General features: G+C 38.4%; 11 protein-coding genes and 1 pseudogene. 11 read left to right on the plus strand and 1 reads right to left on the minus strand.

Features of this window, described 5'->3' with window-relative positions; all coding sequences use genetic code 11:
• Positions 1–59: 59 nt before the first annotated feature.
• Together IQ247_RS20950 and IQ247_RS20955 are read left to right on the plus strand one after the other, a co-directional pair.
• Positions 60–284 carry a hypothetical protein gene (locus tag IQ247_RS20950; RefSeq protein ID WP_228059926.1) on the plus strand — a complete coding sequence of 75 codons (225 nt, stop codon included), beginning with the start codon at positions 60–62 and terminating at the stop codon, positions 282–284.
• A gap of 69 nt (positions 285–353) precedes the next feature.
• Complete coding sequence (locus IQ247_RS20955; protein WP_193923063.1) at positions 354–683, plus strand: hypothetical protein; 330 nt, start codon at positions 354–356, stop codon at positions 681–683.
• Between the two features lie 3 nt (positions 684–686).
• On the opposite strand, the pseudogene IQ247_RS20960 reads toward IQ247_RS20955, so the two are convergent.
• Positions 687–941: pseudogene (locus tag IQ247_RS20960) on the minus strand (Uma2 family endonuclease); the annotation flags it as partial.
• Between the two features lie 108 nt (positions 942–1,049).
• Here IQ247_RS20960 and IQ247_RS20965 point away from each other — a divergent pair.
• From IQ247_RS20965 to IQ247_RS21005, 9 genes are all read left to right on the plus strand, one after another.
• Positions 1,050–1,244, plus strand: coding sequence for a transferase hexapeptide repeat containing protein (locus IQ247_RS20965; RefSeq protein ID WP_193923064.1), 195 nt, complete (start codon positions 1,050–1,052; stop codon positions 1,242–1,244).
• 82 nt (positions 1,245–1,326) lie between these two features.
• On the plus strand, positions 1,327–1,572 hold the full coding sequence (locus IQ247_RS20970; protein WP_193923066.1) for a hypothetical protein: 246 nt from the start codon (positions 1,327–1,329) through the stop codon (positions 1,570–1,572).
• The gene (locus IQ247_RS20975; RefSeq protein WP_193923067.1) at positions 1,559–1,786 is read left to right on the plus strand and encodes a hypothetical protein; all 228 of its coding nucleotides are present in this window, start codon (positions 1,559–1,561) and stop codon (positions 1,784–1,786) included. The genes IQ247_RS20970 and IQ247_RS20975 overlap by 14 nt, the downstream gene beginning before the upstream one ends.
• Before the next feature lie 31 nt (positions 1,787–1,817).
• The gene (locus IQ247_RS20980) at positions 1,818–4,679 is read left to right on the plus strand and encodes a DUF1156 domain-containing protein (protein WP_193923068.1); all 2,862 of its coding nucleotides are present in this window, start codon (positions 1,818–1,820) and stop codon (positions 4,677–4,679) included.
• A gap of 136 nt (positions 4,680–4,815) precedes the next feature.
• On the plus strand, positions 4,816–5,478 hold the full coding sequence (locus IQ247_RS20985) for a Uma2 family endonuclease (RefSeq protein ID WP_193923069.1): 663 nt from the start codon (positions 4,816–4,818) through the stop codon (positions 5,476–5,478).
• 15 nt (positions 5,479–5,493) lie between these two features.
• The gene (locus tag IQ247_RS20990) at positions 5,494–5,835 is read left to right on the plus strand and encodes a hypothetical protein (RefSeq protein ID WP_193923070.1); all 342 of its coding nucleotides are present in this window, start codon (positions 5,494–5,496) and stop codon (positions 5,833–5,835) included.
• Positions 5,836–5,937: 102 nt separating this feature from the next.
• Complete coding sequence (locus IQ247_RS20995; protein WP_193923071.1) at positions 5,938–9,192, plus strand: helicase-related protein; 3,255 nt, start codon at positions 5,938–5,940, stop codon at positions 9,190–9,192.
• A 383-nt stretch (positions 9,193–9,575) separates the two neighbouring features.
• Entirely contained in the window at positions 9,576–10,976 is a 1,401-nt protein-coding gene (locus IQ247_RS33190; protein WP_193923072.1) for a DUF4114 domain-containing protein, read from the plus strand.
• Positions 10,977–11,248: 272 nt separating this feature from the next.
• Positions 11,249–15,895, plus strand: coding sequence for an nSTAND1 domain-containing NTPase (locus tag IQ247_RS21005; RefSeq protein WP_193923073.1), 4,647 nt, complete (start codon positions 11,249–11,251; stop codon positions 15,893–15,895).
• Positions 15,896–16,031 lie beyond the last annotated feature (136 nt).

Consider the following 16,031-nt stretch of genomic DNA (forward strand, 5'->3'; position numbering starts at 1 on the left):
ATAGACGATGCGCTATAAAGGTCGATGCTCTTAGTTAAAGGCACTTGACGAGGAGCGTAGTGAAGCGAAAGTTTCACGCTACGTTCTGGAGACCAATGGGGTTGGTGACAACCTCATTGAGTTTAATTCCAGTTAAAATCTTTATCCGTCTTTTTCAAGGGATTTGGGAGAAAGAGGATAAAGTCTTTGGTGAAACATACCTTGTAGACTCGGAAGTTGTCAAACCAGACTTGGAAGATGTGGCAGATGAACCACAGCAAGAGTCTGAGAATGGCAACAACTAACTAGAATGATAGCCCCTAATTAGCACTTAGGGGCTATCTTCCTTAATCTTTCTTATATCTATATTAACTATGTCAAACTTAAACACAACTATTATCCGTCCTATTTACTACCGAATTATCGAACGTCGCGGTAACGGTTGGGCTTTTAAGCATGGGGAACCTTTTGTAAATTTATTTAACTCTCCTTTACCTTCAGATGATGATTTATTCTCAGCATTTAACACTTCAATGAAAAAAGTTGCTCTTGAACTTTTCCGCATCAACGGTGGTAAACAAGGTTATTATATAGCTAATATTTTGGATAAAAGGTATTACTATTGCGGTACTGATTGGAAGGATGTAAAAATCAAGCTTCTGGAATTAGGAATCGGTAGGAAAAATCCGAATTTTGACGAATAGCTGTCAATTTCCAGCATCACAAATCTGTTGTGCGGTGAGATTTAGTTCCGGGAAAGTGGAAGAGATAATCCGGTCATTGCCTCGGAATAAATTCACCTGATATTCATCATCAATTAAATTATAAATAGACACAGTTGGTTGTTTTGGTTTACCGATAAATTTGTTTCCACCTAAGCCTAAATAATCGACTATCCAATATTCAGGTATGCCGATTTCTTCATATTCCCTGACCTTATTATAATAATCATCTTTCTGGTTTTGTCTCCAGAAATTCTTGTACCGTAATGAATTTGGTTAATGATTGAGCCATTAAATTAACAAATTTGATATATTTAACCATAGTATTCCCTTATCACAAATCTTATTATGCTAGATGAAACAACCGTAGAGCAACGTTTAATAAATCTTGAACGTACAGTAGCTGAACTTAAACACCAAATATCAGTAGCTCCTACCGCAAATAATTGGCTCGAAAAATTTACAGGTTCTATTTCTGACGAAGAAACATTTCTCGAAGTTTTAGAATACGGTAAAGCTCTGCGATACGCAGAAGTAAATTAAGCATCGATTTAGTTTTCAAGGTTACAACTAATATTGCGGATTGCATAGGTAAACTTTTATAAACTTTGACAGAGGTATCAATATGGACGCTAAACAAGCATTAATTAATAGAAAAGAAAAGATTCGTGCAATTGCCTATAGTATGGATTTATTAATACCAGGATTCTATTTTTGGTGTCCATATTTTACTTTTAAAATTGGTGGAGCAATACCTGATGATAACCCTTACAAATATCCCGGTATGATTCATAGTTCTACGGGAATTGCATTAGTACTACCAGGATACAAAATATTTACAACATATCAGGGTAGCTATGACGCTGGATAAACATATAATACAGGGTTTATCGGCATTTACCACTAAAACACTACCATCAAGCGAATTTGAAAAAAGAATGATTAATGCAGGATATTACGAAGTCGGAACCGCTCCCGCGCAAGGTGGGAGAATAAAAGTATGGTGGACACATGATGAATATCCAAGGGTTGAGTCTATATATAGTACCGATCGCAAGATTGTGCTTACCGCTTATCATGTTTAGTGATAAGTGTTTTATCTAGCACAATTAATATATGTCCAACCCAACCCCCAAACGTCCCCAACTGTTCATCGAGAAAATGATGCCTGTACAATTGCTTAACCAGCAGGTATATTACGAGCATGGGGGAAATCCGTTTAAGGGTTTACATAGATGGTACTCTCGCAAGCCTTTGTCTTTTAGTCGTGCTTCCGTTTTGGCTTCTTTGTTACCCGCAGATGTGACGATGCAGGAATTTGAGCATTTATTGGGGTTGGTACCGGGAAAGGAAGTCAAGCTTTACAAAACTCCACCAAGTTCGACGCGAATTAAGAAGGTACAGGATTATTGTGAAAAAACTTGGGGAACTCGCACACCGACGGTTTTAGATGCCTTTGCAGGTGGTGGTAGTATACCCTTTGAAGCTGCGAGATATGGGTTAAATGTGCTTGCTTCCGATTTGAATCCCGTTGCGGTGGTGACGATGAAAGCTGCGATGGAATATCCGTTGAAATTTGGTCCCGATTTGCAGCAGGATATTGATAAATGGGTGAAGTGGGTAGGGGATGAAGCCGAAAAAAGGTTAGCTGAGTTTTTTCCTTGTAACCCAGGGGAAACTGTGCAAAATTATTTATGGGCGCATACGGTTGTTTGTCCGAGTTGTCAGTCGGTTGTTCCTTTGAGTCCGAATTGGTGGTTGTATAAACGTCCGGAAAAGCAGAATTTACATAAATGGTGTGCGGTAAAGCCAATTCCTAATCCTGAAAATAAGCGGGTTGATTTTGAATTGGTTAAGGGAAAGAAGGGGAAGGGGACGACGATTCAAACTGATGATGGAGAATACGATCCAGATACTACAACTACTATTAGTCGAGGTGTTGGTAGGTGTCCTAATTGTGGAAATGTGATTGATAATGAATTTATTTCATCACCAAGTCAAGAAAGTAAATTAGGTCATCAACTTTATGCAATAGCTTATAAAAAAGGTAAAGGTAGTTTAGAATTTACTACACCAAGAGAATGTGATTTAAAAGGTGTTTATTTAGCTGAATCAAATTTTTTTGAAAAGCTCAGTCAATGGGAAACAAATAATCTTATTAGTCATGAAGCTACACCGACTAATCCTCAATATTCTATGATTCGTAATTATGGAATTACAGAATGGATGCAATGCTATAACTATCGTCAATTTTTAACGCTTGTAACTTATCTAGAAATTATCAACGAAGCAAAAGCATTAATTCAAGCTGAGTATGAATGGGAGAAAGTACAAGCGATCGCAACTTATTTAGCTTTAGTTTTAGATAGATGCGCGGATAAAAATTGTAGATTATCTCATTGGCAAGCATCTAGAGCTTTTTCACAAGCCGCATCTGGACAACATGCACTTAATCTTATGTGGTGCTATCCAGAAACAAGTGGTGATGCAGAATTATGGCATTTTTGTGCCGATGCTTTTGCGTCAGACTATCATCAACTATGTGCATTATTCGGAACTAAACCCGGTTCAACAGGTATCCCAGGAATCGAACAACACGATCCAAAATCAATTCAAATTAACTCCGAATCAGCCGATAACTTAATCCATATTTCTGATAACTCAGTAGACGCAGTTATCACAGATCCACCATATTATGGAACAATTCCCTACGCTGATATTTCAGATTTCTTCTATGTCTGGCTAAAACGCACCCTCGGCGATATCTTCCCGGAATTATTCTACCTCGAACTCACCGACAAAGACCGCGAAGCCGTCGCCAATCCTTCCCGCTTCCGCAATATGGGAATATCCCCCGAAGAACTCGCTAACCAAGACTACGAAGCTAAAATGGCAATGGCTTTTGCTGAATACCACCGAGTATTACGCGACGATGGGGTAATGACTGTACAATTTAACCATAAAGATTCCGGTGCTTGGGATGTCTTAGCAAAATCACTCATCGATGCAGGTTTCGAGATTACCGCATCTTGGGCTGTGAGTACCGAAAACCCGCAAAATTTGCACCAAGCGCAGAAAAATGCCGTATCCAGCACCGTACTTTTAGTATGTCGCAAACGCAACCCGGAAGCCGAACAAGCTTGGTGGGATGACGTTCGCACTGATATCAGAAATATCGTCTTTGAAAAAGCCCCAGAAATCGAAAAATCCTTAACCGCAGATTCTCGTCCCGATGCTGACAAAGTAGCAAATCCGCATCACCGCATCAAACCCCCCGGTATCGATTTATGCTTAACCGCTTTCGGTGCAGCTTTGAGCGTATTTACCAAATATACCAGCATTCTCGACAGCGCTGGCAATCAAGTAGAACCCAAAGCAGCATTTGAGGAAGTGCGTCAAGCGATAGTAGAATACCGATTGCAAAACTTATTACAAGGTAAAGACTTCAACGGCATCGATGCTTTAACCCAATGGTATATATTAGCATGGGACACCTTTGAAGCCCGCGAATTTCCCTTTGACGAAGCGAGACAACTGGCTTTAGCTGTGGGTGGTTTTGACGTTTCGGACTTAGCGAAAAAGCATAAATTAATAGAATCAAAAGGTGGTAGTTGTAAATTACTTACACCCCAACAAAGGCTCAAAAAACGCGCTTTCTCGGTGAATGAAAACGACTTTTCCGCCCAATATCTATTAGACGGACTTCATGCCATAATTGCCCTTTACCAAGAAGAAGAAAACATCGAACCCATCCGCAGATTTTTGAAAAATACCGGATTAGTTAGCAACGATTTATTCATGCGGACATTTGAAGTAGCCTTAAAAGTTATCCCGCAAATCCGCGACGAAAAGAAACGCATACCCGAAGAAAAAGTATTACAAGAATTGTGGTTATCAATGGATGAAATTAAAGCCAAAGTATCCTACGTACAGCAGGAATTAGAATTGAATCAAGGGGGACAGTTAGAATTATTTTGATTTATTTTTTGATTGCATTGGAATTATTTACCAAATTAGAGAAAAACTCTGCGTTCCTTCGCGTTTACCTTTGCGCTCCTCTGCGTTAAAAAAAATAGTAAAATATAGTCACACCTTTTTACCAAGGGATAACATCATGTATCAATACAATCCCTTAGACTGTTTACCATCATCCGCAGAACTACCAGATTCTGACGATACCCCCGTGGATAGCGAACTACAAATATTAATACCTAATTTACTATTAGCAATCTTGTCAGTAATTTGGCAAAATCGCGATGATTGGTACTTTGGAATTAATATGGGAGTTTATTACGAACCCAGCAAAAATCCGATTGTTCCCGATGGATTTCTAAGCTTGAACGTAGAAAGATTTATCGGAGAAAACGGACGTTCAAGTTACGTACTTTGGGAAGAAGATAATATTCCGCCAATTTTAGCTTTAGAAGTTGTCTCTCAAACTTACAACGGAGAATACGAACAGAAAAAAATAGATTATGCAGAATTAGGGATATTATATTACGTTATTTATGCCCCAACCCGTCTACGTCGCAAGCGTCAACGGTTAGAAGTTTATCGTTTAGTTAACGGTGAATATATTTTACAACCAGGTAATCAAATTTGGATGCCAGAAATAGGTTTAGGTATTGGAAAAGAACAAGGAATTTATCAAGGAAGAACGCGAGAATGGTTGTTTTGGTATGACCAAAATGGGAATAGATACCAAACACCAGAAGAACAATTGCAGAGTCTCATAACAAGGTTACAACAAAGAGGAATCGACCCCAATACACTTTGACATAATTTATAAATCATGACAACAAATGATATTAAACAGCAAATATTAGAACATCTTGAACCATTACCACCAGAACAAGTAAAAACAATTCTTTTAACATGGTTAAGGAGTTCATCCGAGAATTTAGAAGATTTTGAGCAATTACTTCTAAATCAACCCACTCAAGCTGATCGAGAATCTTTTGAATATGGTGAGATAGATTCAGCATTAAATTTTCAACCTCTCACCGAAGCCGAAATGATTCAACAAAGTAAATTAGCCCTTGAAGATTATCGTCGTAAAGGTTCTGGAGTCGCACATAATATTGTACGTGAATGGGCTGATAGTTTAGGAAAATTTGGTAAATACGGTTACTAAATACTACGCTATCTTAGGAGAAAGACTTTAATTCTTACCCCCCTTTACTTAATAAGGAGAGGGGTTGGGGGTGAGGTTCTTTTATCATAACGTCTGTATAATATGCCCAAATTATTACGCGATTATTCCTGGAAAATAAGCTACTCTAGCAATATTGATAATACCATTGCTGACTTCTACATTCCCGCTTTAGAATGTGCGATAAAATATGACCGTAAATCTGGTTTTTTTAGCAGCGCAATTTTGAGTAAAGTTGCTCGTGGTTTGGGAGCAATGTTACATCATCAAGGGCAAATCCGGTTAATTATGGGTTGTCAATTTAGCCAGCAAGATTTATCTGCGATTCAACAAGGTTTTGCGTTAAGAGATGCTTTATTAAGTCGTTTAGATGCAGAATTAAAACCACCAGAAAACTTTGCTCAACTTAAACATTTTGAAATTCTCAGTTGGTTGGTTGCAAATAATTATCTTGATATCAAAATCGCGATTCCTCTTAAGGATGGTATTCCTGAATCCAGCGAACAACAATTAGATCCACAACATATTTTTCATGAAAAAGTTGGTATCTTTACTGATAGTAATGGGGATAATTTAGCTTTTAGTGGTTCTAATAATGAGTCTATCAGCGGTTGGTCCAAAAATGTCGAATCTTTCCACGTTTATTGCTCTTGGGAAGGTGGAAGGGAACTCGATCGCGTTGAGGAAGAAGTTTCTCGGTTTGAACAACTTTGGTACGATATTTCACCTAATGTGCGGGTATTTGATGTTCCGGAAGCTGTACAAAGAAAGCTTTTACAATATACTCCCGATATTAAACCTATATGGGATGCGAAAATAGAATTTGATACTCGGATTATTGATAGAAATGATGATGGATTAAAAAACCGCAGAGACGCAGAGAGCGCTGAGGAAGGAGATAATGAGGTATTAAAAGTAAGTGAAGATGAATTAGATAAGTTTAATCAGTTAGCTAATATTCATACTCATCCTGGTTGTTTGGATTTTTGCTTAAAATCAATTCCGATTAAACCTTGGGTACACCAAATTAAAATTCTCCGTCGGGTTGCAGAAACGTTTCCTCAAAGTTTTCTCATCGCTGATGAAGTTGGTTTGGGAAAGACTATTGAAACAGGTTTAATTCTCAAATATTTAATATTATCAAAAAAAGTCAAGCGCGTACTTATTCTCGCACCCGCTAGCGTACAACCGCAATGGCTCGAAGAGTTACGAGAAAAGTTTAATCTGCATTTCTGGAGTTATTCCCAAAATGAATTTACAAACCTAACCCCCCAATTTCAAAAACATTCCCCTCTCCTTTCACAAGGAGAGGGGTTAGGGGTGAGGTTAAATCCTTGGAATTCTCACGATTTAATCCTCTCTTCTTCTCACTTGGTAAGAAGAAAAGAACGAATGCTCGAACTTTTAGAAGCTGAATCTTGGGATTTAATAATATTAGATGAAGCACACCATGCTCGTCGCAAAAGTCCGCAAAACCGCAAAGAAACCCCAAACCGCTTGCTACAGTTAATGCAGCAGTTAAAGGAGAAAACTAAATCTTTAATTCTCCTCTCAGCAACTCCGATGCAAATTGATGCCATTGAAATCTTCGATTTATTATATCTGTTAGGATTGCAAGGTCATTGGAGTTATGGCGATAATTTCTGTAGCTATTTTGAATCTTTACAACAAAATCCCAAACCAGAAAACCTTGACTTTTGGCAATTAATGTGTAGTAATTATTTCCAACTTGGTGGAGAAGCTTGCTCTAAATTAGAACAATTCTTACGCAAAAAAGACCGCAATCTTGCTTATAAAATCCAAGATACTTGGCAACGCGGTAAAAAAATCGTTAACCATAAAAAATTATTAGCAGATAAAGACTTCATCACCGCTTCTTGTCAGTATCTCACCGCAAATACCCCGCTCAAAGATTTGATGTTTCGTCATACCCGCGATACTTTAAGACAATATTACAAAAGAGGACTTTTAGAAAAAGATATTCCGATTAGAGAAGTATACGACAACGCGATCGCCCTTGAACCACAACGAGAAATTCCCCTGTACCAAGCAGTCAGCGACTACGTGCGACATTTTTACAGATTAGCGCAAAAAGACCAACGTTCTTGCTTGGGTTTCTTGATGACTTTATACCGCAAACGGTTAACCAGTTCATTTTACGCGATTAAATCATCTCTGCAACGCCGTTTGGATTTCTTATTAACCCAACAGGGAAGTATCTTGAGCAATGATGATTTTGCTGATTTAGACGATGCTGATGATGCTGTAATTATTGGCATGGAATCCTATCTTGAAAATATCAAAGAAGAAGTAGACCCCCAAGAAATTCAATATCTTGAAGATTTATTACAACAATTTGACAATACCGGGGAAGATACCAAACTTTCTCAATTTATCAAAATACTTCGTCAAGAACTTTTACAAAGAGAAAGCGCTATTGTCTTTACTCAATACACCGATACAATGGACTATCTGCGAGCAACATTGCAAGAATCCTACGGTAGTCAAATTGCTTGCTATTCCGGTAGAGGTGGAGAACTTTTGCAAACAGTTGATCATCAACAAGTTTGGAAAATCGTTCCTAAAGAAGAAATCAAAAAACGCTTTCGTCAAAATGAAATCAAAATTCTTCTGTGTACAGAATCCGCTTCCGAAGGATTAAACTTACAAAATTGCGGTGTATTAATTAATTATGATATGCCGTGGAATCCCATGCGAGTCGAACAACGCATTGGTAGAATCGACAGAATTGGACAAAGATATTCTACCGTGCGAATTCACAACTTTTACTACGATGGCACCGTAGAAGCCAAAGTTTACAGAAAATTGCGCGATCGCATTAATGTTTTTGCTACGGTTGTCGGTAATCTCCAACCAATTTTAGCGCAAATCCCCACCTTTATCGAACAAGCAGCAATGAGTGCTGATCCACAAGAAGAAGACGTATTAATGTCGGAATTCGATTCAGTCATAGATACCCCAGCACGACTTGCGATCAAAGAATTAGTTGTAATGGATATGGATGCAGATAAAAACGAAATTCAAAAACCAATTGTTCCTACACCCTTTACACCACAAGTTATAGAAAATTTATTTAATACTTCAATAACTCTCAAAAACTCCAACGTGATTTTTACCCCCAGTCAGGAAAAAACTTGGCAGTTAATATATAAAGACAATACGTATAATATTACCTTTTATCCCCAAATATTCGACGAAAAACCTTCATTAAGATTGATGAATTTTGGAGATTCTTTGTTTGAGGAATTGCTGGAATTAGTTATTTTTAAACCCGACTTCTTACACCACCACCAACAATCACAGAAGTCGGGTTTTTAAGACAAATATCCCTAAAAGCCTTTAATTTGTATATTCAAATTTTCTTAAAGTCTTGTAGTGCGGGCTGTTAGCCCGCTAGAAAAATACAAATTAAATGCGCGACAACTTAACACCACCAAAAACCCGACTTCTTAACCCCACGATGTAACCCCACGAGAAATTAAGCTTTTACCAATTGATAAATTCTCAATTTCTGAATAGGTAAATCACATTTCTTTTGCCTTTTGACTTTTTGCTTTCACCTGACTCTATTAGTCAATCTGTCATAAGTTAGAAATTTAACCGATAATATTATGGCAATATTAGTATTAATAAAAAAGTTTAAGTAAGTATTTTCGTTTATATTAAAGATTGTTGTTCGCATCGTTTTAAGAATCAAAATTATGGCAGTTGGAATTAGTGCAAGTCCTACAGTCCTGATTGAAGAAGAAGCAACCGAACTTATTATTACAATCACATCGAGTGAACCAATCCCAGAAGGTGGTTTAGTTGTTACTATTGATAGTCCGACTGAAAATGCTCTGGGTCAATTAGATGTGTTCGCAGCCCAATTCCAGAATGGGCGATTTGTAAGAGTTAATGATGATACCAGTGGTTTTGACTTTCTAATTAACGCATCGCCAGCAACTATAACTGTACCGATTTTTGATGATGATGTTGATGACGCTCAAGATTTAACTTTTAGTGTTCTACCTGGTGAAGGATATACAGTTGATCCTAATGCCAGTACAGTGACTTTATCGCTTCAAGATTCAGATGGTATTGAACCCACACCAGAACCCGAACCAACACCCGAACCTGACGATACTGATGACACCCCACCAGTCGGTTCAGAACCCACACCAGAACCCACACCAGAACCCGAACCAACACCCGAACCCGACGATACTGATGACACCCCACCAGTCGGTTCAGAACCCACACCAGAACCCACACCAGAACCAGAACCAACACCCGAACCCGACGATACTGATGACACCCCACCAGTCGGTTCAGAACCCACACCAGAACCCACACCAGAACCCGAACCAACACCCGAACCCGACGATACTGATGACACCCCACCAGTCGGTTCAGAACCCACGCCAGAACCCACACCAGAACCAGAACCAACACCCGAACCGTCAGAATCAGAAGAGAGGGAAATTGTCAATATTGCATTTAACATAAATGAAGCCGATGCAGCCAGCAATTTAATTATTGATACAACTCCAGCTGGTGACAATACTAATATTGTTACTAGACTTGCTGATAATGTATTGGATTTAGGGACAGATGCAGCTTTTGACAACCTTGTAGGTTTATACGAAATAGTTGACGCAAACGGTGGAATAGATACTGACGGCGATGGTGTAGCCGATATACTTCCCGAACAAGAAGGTTACGCAAGAGTTGCGTTCGAAAACCGCGTTGAGAATTTTGTATTGCGAGCTGGTTCATCAGGAAATGAAAATGTAAATACCTCAACTGAGGAATTTGGAGATGTTATTCTTAATGGAGGTCGCTTGTATGCACCTTTTGTAATTGCTAACGGTGGTGAATTAGGTTTTGAAGGGTTTATCCAGAGTGAAATTGCAGAAGGAAACACATTTAATAATGCTGCTGAATTCATTGATGATGTAGTAGCTTATTTTGGCTTTATCGAAGCTAATCCCGATGGAGTTGCACATCTACAAGCTCGTGGAAATAATACCTTTGGTTTTGAAGACCTTCCGAGCAATCTTGGTGTAAGCGATAATGACTTCAATGATGCTGTTTTTCAGTTTGACTTTTTATTAGGTTAACTAGAGAGCTTGCTAAGTGGTTCCCTACCTCCAGGCTGGGAATCATTTAGCTGGGAAGCGTTTCACGTCCAAAGGCTCGATGAGCTTTGACTAAGTAGTGTTTTTATGGACAAGACTTAACAGAGGCTCCCATCTAAAGACATAAGCGTAGAAATTAATTATGCCTTGTCTTAAATAAATCTCGTATTGACATCAAATTGTGCTAAATTTACTTTAGATATTTATTTAATCAGCTTCTTAACGCTTATCGCTATAATTAATTATGGTTATTTATGGAAGTATGGGTAAATTTCCAATTTGTAGATGGTGATTTTGAACAAGGATTTAGAAACATCCAACTTCAGATAGATGCTTTTTCTACTCATACTCATTCTATACAATTAAAGACTCAATTACCCTCAGCCCCAGAAATTCCCCAAAGCTATGAACTTTGGAAAAAAACCTACGACTTATTAGCTCAACCGAAGAGTAGAGGCTTTAAACAGAATCAAGTTACAAATATATCTACAGATGTTTGTTCTGAATACGCTAAATATTTAAAAGAAAAACTTAACCAGTGGCTATTACCAATCAAGTCACAGTTAGAATTAGTAATTCCCTCGAATCTAAATTCGGATATTCGTTTAATTATTAATGCTCAGGAAATTAAATCAGAGATAACCAAAAATATTTTACATCATATTCCTTGGCAAGAATGTAATTTATTTAGGGAAAATTCGGCATCAGAAGTAGCACTTTGTTTTAAATATTTATTTTCTTCATCCTTTGAGAAAGTTAAAAAATCAGATTCTGAAACTTTCAGAAGAATTAAAATTATTAGTATTTTGGGTGATAGCCAAAACATTGATACCTCAACTGACGAGGAATTAATTTTAGGTTTAGAAAAGCGAGGAGCCGAAACCGTTTTTTTGAAAGAACCCAAGCGCGAAGAATTGCATCAACTTTGGGATGAGCCTTGTGATATTTTATTTTTTGCTGGACATAGTGAATCTCGCGAACATGGTAGAAAAGGGATAATAGCTCTTAATCCCGATGACAGTTTAGATTTAGAAGAAATTCCCCAAACTTTAACATCAGCAATTAATCAAGGTTTAAAATTAGCAATTTTTAATTCCTGTGATGGATTGGGTTTAGCCCAACGATTAGCAGATTTAAATTTACCCTATGTGATAGTTTGGCGAGAACCAGTACCAGATAAAATCGCTCAGAAATTTCTCAATTTTTTTCTGGCTTCCTATGCAGGTGGAGATTGTTTATTTACTGCGGTATCCAAAGCTAGAGGTAAATTAAAAGAACTAACCGGGTTGTCGGTATCAGAAAAACCGCTTCCTGGGGTGAGTAGTTTACCGATTATTTGTAAAAATACCTCCGAAGCACCTCCTACTTGGGAAGAATTAGGTGGATTATCTGGTAAATTACCAAAGTCTCCTTATCAAGGTTTATCAGCCTTTAAAGAAGCAGATGCACCCTTTTTCTTTGGACGAGAAAAATGCATTAACGAGTTGGTAGCAGCAGTGAAAAGAAAACCTTTAGTAGCTGTTGTAGGTGCTTCTGGGAGTGGAAAATCATCTCTTGTGTTTGCGGGTTTAGTTCCGAGGTTGCGAGCAACGGGAGATGTGGAGATAATTTCCTTTCGTCCAGGGAATAATCCCCTGGGAAATTTAGCGATCGCATTTAATCATCATCACAAATTTTCACCACCATTACCAGTTCAAAATTCATCAGAAAATTCGACGGATACACAAACTACATTAGATCAACTGGTTTTAGAGATCGACTTGCGACATGATGAGACACAACTAGCTGAGCTAATCAATAATATTATCACCAAAAAACACTTATTACTTATCATTGACCAATTTGAAGAACTTTACACCCTTGCACCACAAGCAGAACGTCAGTTCTTTTTAGACGCATTAATCTATGCTATCAATAACGTCCCCAGATTTACCTTACTGCTGACTTTGCGAGCCGATTTTTATGGTCATGCTTTATCCCATCGTCCCTTTAGTGATGCGTTGCAACAAGGAATTTATAATTTAGCACCGATGAATCGGGAGGAGTTGCGTTGTGCGATTGAAAAACCAGCCCAAAAAATGAAGGTTGTACTTGAGGAGGGATTAGCGGAGACTTTAATTAAAGATTTGGGTAATGAACGGGGACGTTTACCGTTACTAGAGTTTACGCTGACGCAACTTTGGCAAAATCCACGCAGATGGTTTCTTACTCATCAAGCATATCAAGAAATCGGTGGTTTAGAAAAAGCTTTGGCTAACTACGCTGATACGGTGTTAGAAAAGCTGAGTACCAATCAGCAAAAACGAGCCGAACAAATATTCATCCAGTTGGTTTGTCCAGGAGAAGGTACAGAAGATACTCGACGTGTAGCGACTCGCAAAGAAGTAGGGGAAGCCAACTGGAATTTAGTTAAACTTTTAGCTGATCGGCGTTTAGTGGTGACAGGGTGGGATAACGCAGAGAAAATCGAAACCGTGGAAATCCTTCACGAGGCATTAATTCGGGAATGGGAAACTTTTCGTCAGTGGATTCAAGATAATCGAGAGTTTCGGATTTGGCAAGAGAGATTAAAGCCAAACGTTCGAGAATGGCAAGATCATAAGTACGATTCTGGGAGATTATTGCAGGAAACACCCTTAAGTGTGGCACTAAAATGGTATAGCGATCGCATTGATGAACTCACACCCCAAGAAAAGCAGTTTATTGCAGCCAGTGCAGAAAAGCAGAATCAGCAAGAAAGGGTAAAAAAGCGTAGAAATCAATTGACTATTTTTGGGCTAACTGTTGGCTTGGCTATCGTCTCATTTTTTGCTATTCTTAGTGAAATTAGTAGAACCGATACGGAAGCTAGTAGATTAAGTAGCACCTCAGAGAAATTTTTTAATCAAAACGACCATGGTGCTGCATTAACAGATGCAATAAAAGCTGGAAAGTTATTAAAAAAAAGTATTTGGAAAGCTTGGATAGCTCCAGAAACTAAGTCGCAAGTTGTACTCGCATTACGAGAGGTAATATACAACTATCGAGTCAGAAGCTTCAAAGGGCATACATACTGGGTTAGTAAAGTGAGCTTCTCACCTGATGGTAAGATAATTGCTTCTGCATCCTTTGACAGTACAATTAAACTGTGGGATGTAAAAACTGGGAAATACATCAAAACCCTCAAAGGGGATGTCAAAGAAGATAATTCCCAGGTCACAAGTGTAAGTTTCTCACCTAATGGTAAAATATTAGCATCTGCATCCTACGATGGGACTGTCAAATTATGGGACATAGAAACTTATCAAGAAATTCAAACTTTCCAAGCGCATAATTCAAAGGTTTTGGACGTGAGTTTCTCAGGTGATGGTCAAACAATAGCTTCTGCATCTGAAGACAAAACAATCAAACTGTGGAATGTCAAAACAGGAAAATACATAAAAACCCTCAACGGTCATACAGACGAGGTTTGGGACGTGAGTTTTTCACCAGATAATCAAACAATAGCTTCTGCATCTAGTGACAAAACAGTCAAACTGTGGAATGCCAAAACTGGTGAAAACTTCAAAACTTTGCAACGTCATACTGAGAAAGTTTTGGGTGTAAGTTTCTCACCTGATGGTCAAACAATAGCTTCCGCATCCAGCGACAAAACAGTCAAACTGTGGAATGTCAGCACTGGTAAAAACTTCAAAACCCTCGACAAGCATACAAGCTGGGTTTATGATGTAAGTTTCTCCCCAGATGGTCAAACAATAGCTTCTGCATCCAGCGACAAAACAGTCAAACTCTGGAATGTAAAAACTTTTGAAGAAATCGAAACCTTAAACGGTCATGCTCACGAGGTTAATGGTGTAAGTTTCTCGCCTGATGGTCAAATAATAGCTTCTGCATCTAGGGACTGGACAGTCAAACTATGGAATGTCAAAACTATTCAAATAATTAAAACGCCAGAAACGCATACTAATGAGGTTAGGGGTGTGAGTTTTTCTCTTGATGGAATAGTTGCTTCTGCATCCAGTGACCGTACAGTCAAACTCTGGGATGTCAAAACTCGTCGAAACCTCAAAACCCTTAAAGGACATACAGGCGATGTTTGGGGCGTAAGTTTCTCACCTGATCGTAAAACAATAGCTTCTGCATCCAGTGACCGTACAGTCAAATTCTGGGATGTCAAAACTGGGCGAAACATCAAAACCCTTGAAGAACATACAGGTGAGGTTCGGGACGTAAGCTTCTCACCTGATGGTAAAATAGTAGCCTCTGCATCCAGTGACAAAACAGTCAAACTGTGGGATGTTAAAACTGGTAGAAACATTAAAACCCTCAAAGGTCATACTGAACAAGTTTTGGGTGTAAGTTTCTCACCTGATGGTAAAACAATAGCTTCTGCATCCCAAGACCATACAGTCAAACTGTGGGATGCCAAAACTGCTGAAAACATCAACACCCTCGAAGGTCATAACATATGGGTTTACGGTGTGAGTTTCTCCCCTGATAGTCAAACAATAGCTTCTGCATCCAGTGACAGAACAGTCAAACTGTGGGATGTTAAAACTGGTCGAAACATCAACACCCTCATAGGTCATAGTGACGAAGTAAACAGCACGAGTTTCTCACCTGATGGTGGAACTGTTGCTTCCGCGTCTAGGGACAGAACAGTCAAACTGTGGGATGTTAAAACTGGTCGAATCATTAAAACCCTAGAAGCGCATAAAGACTGGGTTAATGATGTGACTTTCTCTCCTGATGGTAACAAAATGGCTTCTGCATCCAAGGACTGGACAATAATTTTGTGGAATTTGGATTTAGATGACTTATTAGTTCAAGGATGTGCTTTAATACAAGATTATCTCAGAAATAATCCTGAAGTCAATGAGGTTGATAGGAAGTTGTGCGCTAATTTTGCTCAGAAGTTTTAATCTGCCTATTCTAGTCAAGAGTTATAAATGTATATCGGTTTTTTTATTTATCTCAATTATTCCAATTAAGTGTATAGGTTCATTGAGCCTGAACTTATAAATAATTGGAAGCAGAGAAAAGAATTATTTTAAATTT

Origin of the sequence: Plectonema cf. radiosum LEGE 06105, assembly GCF_015207665.1 — a bacterium.
In the GTDB taxonomy this organism is placed as follows: Bacteria; Cyanobacteriota; Cyanobacteriia; order Cyanobacteriales; family Nostocaceae; genus Rivularia; species Rivularia radiosa_A.

Coding starts and splice junctions, on each gene's coding strand:
- IQ247_RS20955 (WP_193923063.1), top strand. CDS start 354: ATGTCAAACTTAAACACAACTATTATCCGTCCTATTTACTACCGAATT.
- IQ247_RS20965 (WP_193923064.1), top strand. CDS start 1,050: ATGCTAGATGAAACAACCGTAGAGCAACGTTTAATAAATCTTGAACGT.
- IQ247_RS20970 (WP_193923066.1), top strand. CDS start 1,327: ATGGACGCTAAACAAGCATTAATTAATAGAAAAGAAAAGATTCGTGCA.
- IQ247_RS20975 (WP_193923067.1), top strand. CDS start 1,559: ATGACGCTGGATAAACATATAATACAGGGTTTATCGGCATTTACCACT.
- IQ247_RS20980 (WP_193923068.1), top strand. CDS start 1,818: ATGTCCAACCCAACCCCCAAACGTCCCCAACTGTTCATCGAGAAAATG.
- IQ247_RS20985 (WP_193923069.1), top strand. CDS start 4,816: ATGTATCAATACAATCCCTTAGACTGTTTACCATCATCCGCAGAACTA.
- IQ247_RS20990 (WP_193923070.1), top strand. CDS start 5,494: ATGACAACAAATGATATTAAACAGCAAATATTAGAACATCTTGAACCA.
- IQ247_RS20995 (WP_193923071.1), top strand. CDS start 5,938: ATGCCCAAATTATTACGCGATTATTCCTGGAAAATAAGCTACTCTAGC.
- IQ247_RS33190 (WP_193923072.1), top strand. CDS start 9,576: ATGGCAGTTGGAATTAGTGCAAGTCCTACAGTCCTGATTGAAGAAGAA.
- IQ247_RS21005 (WP_193923073.1), top strand. CDS start 11,249: ATGGAAGTATGGGTAAATTTCCAATTTGTAGATGGTGATTTTGAACAA.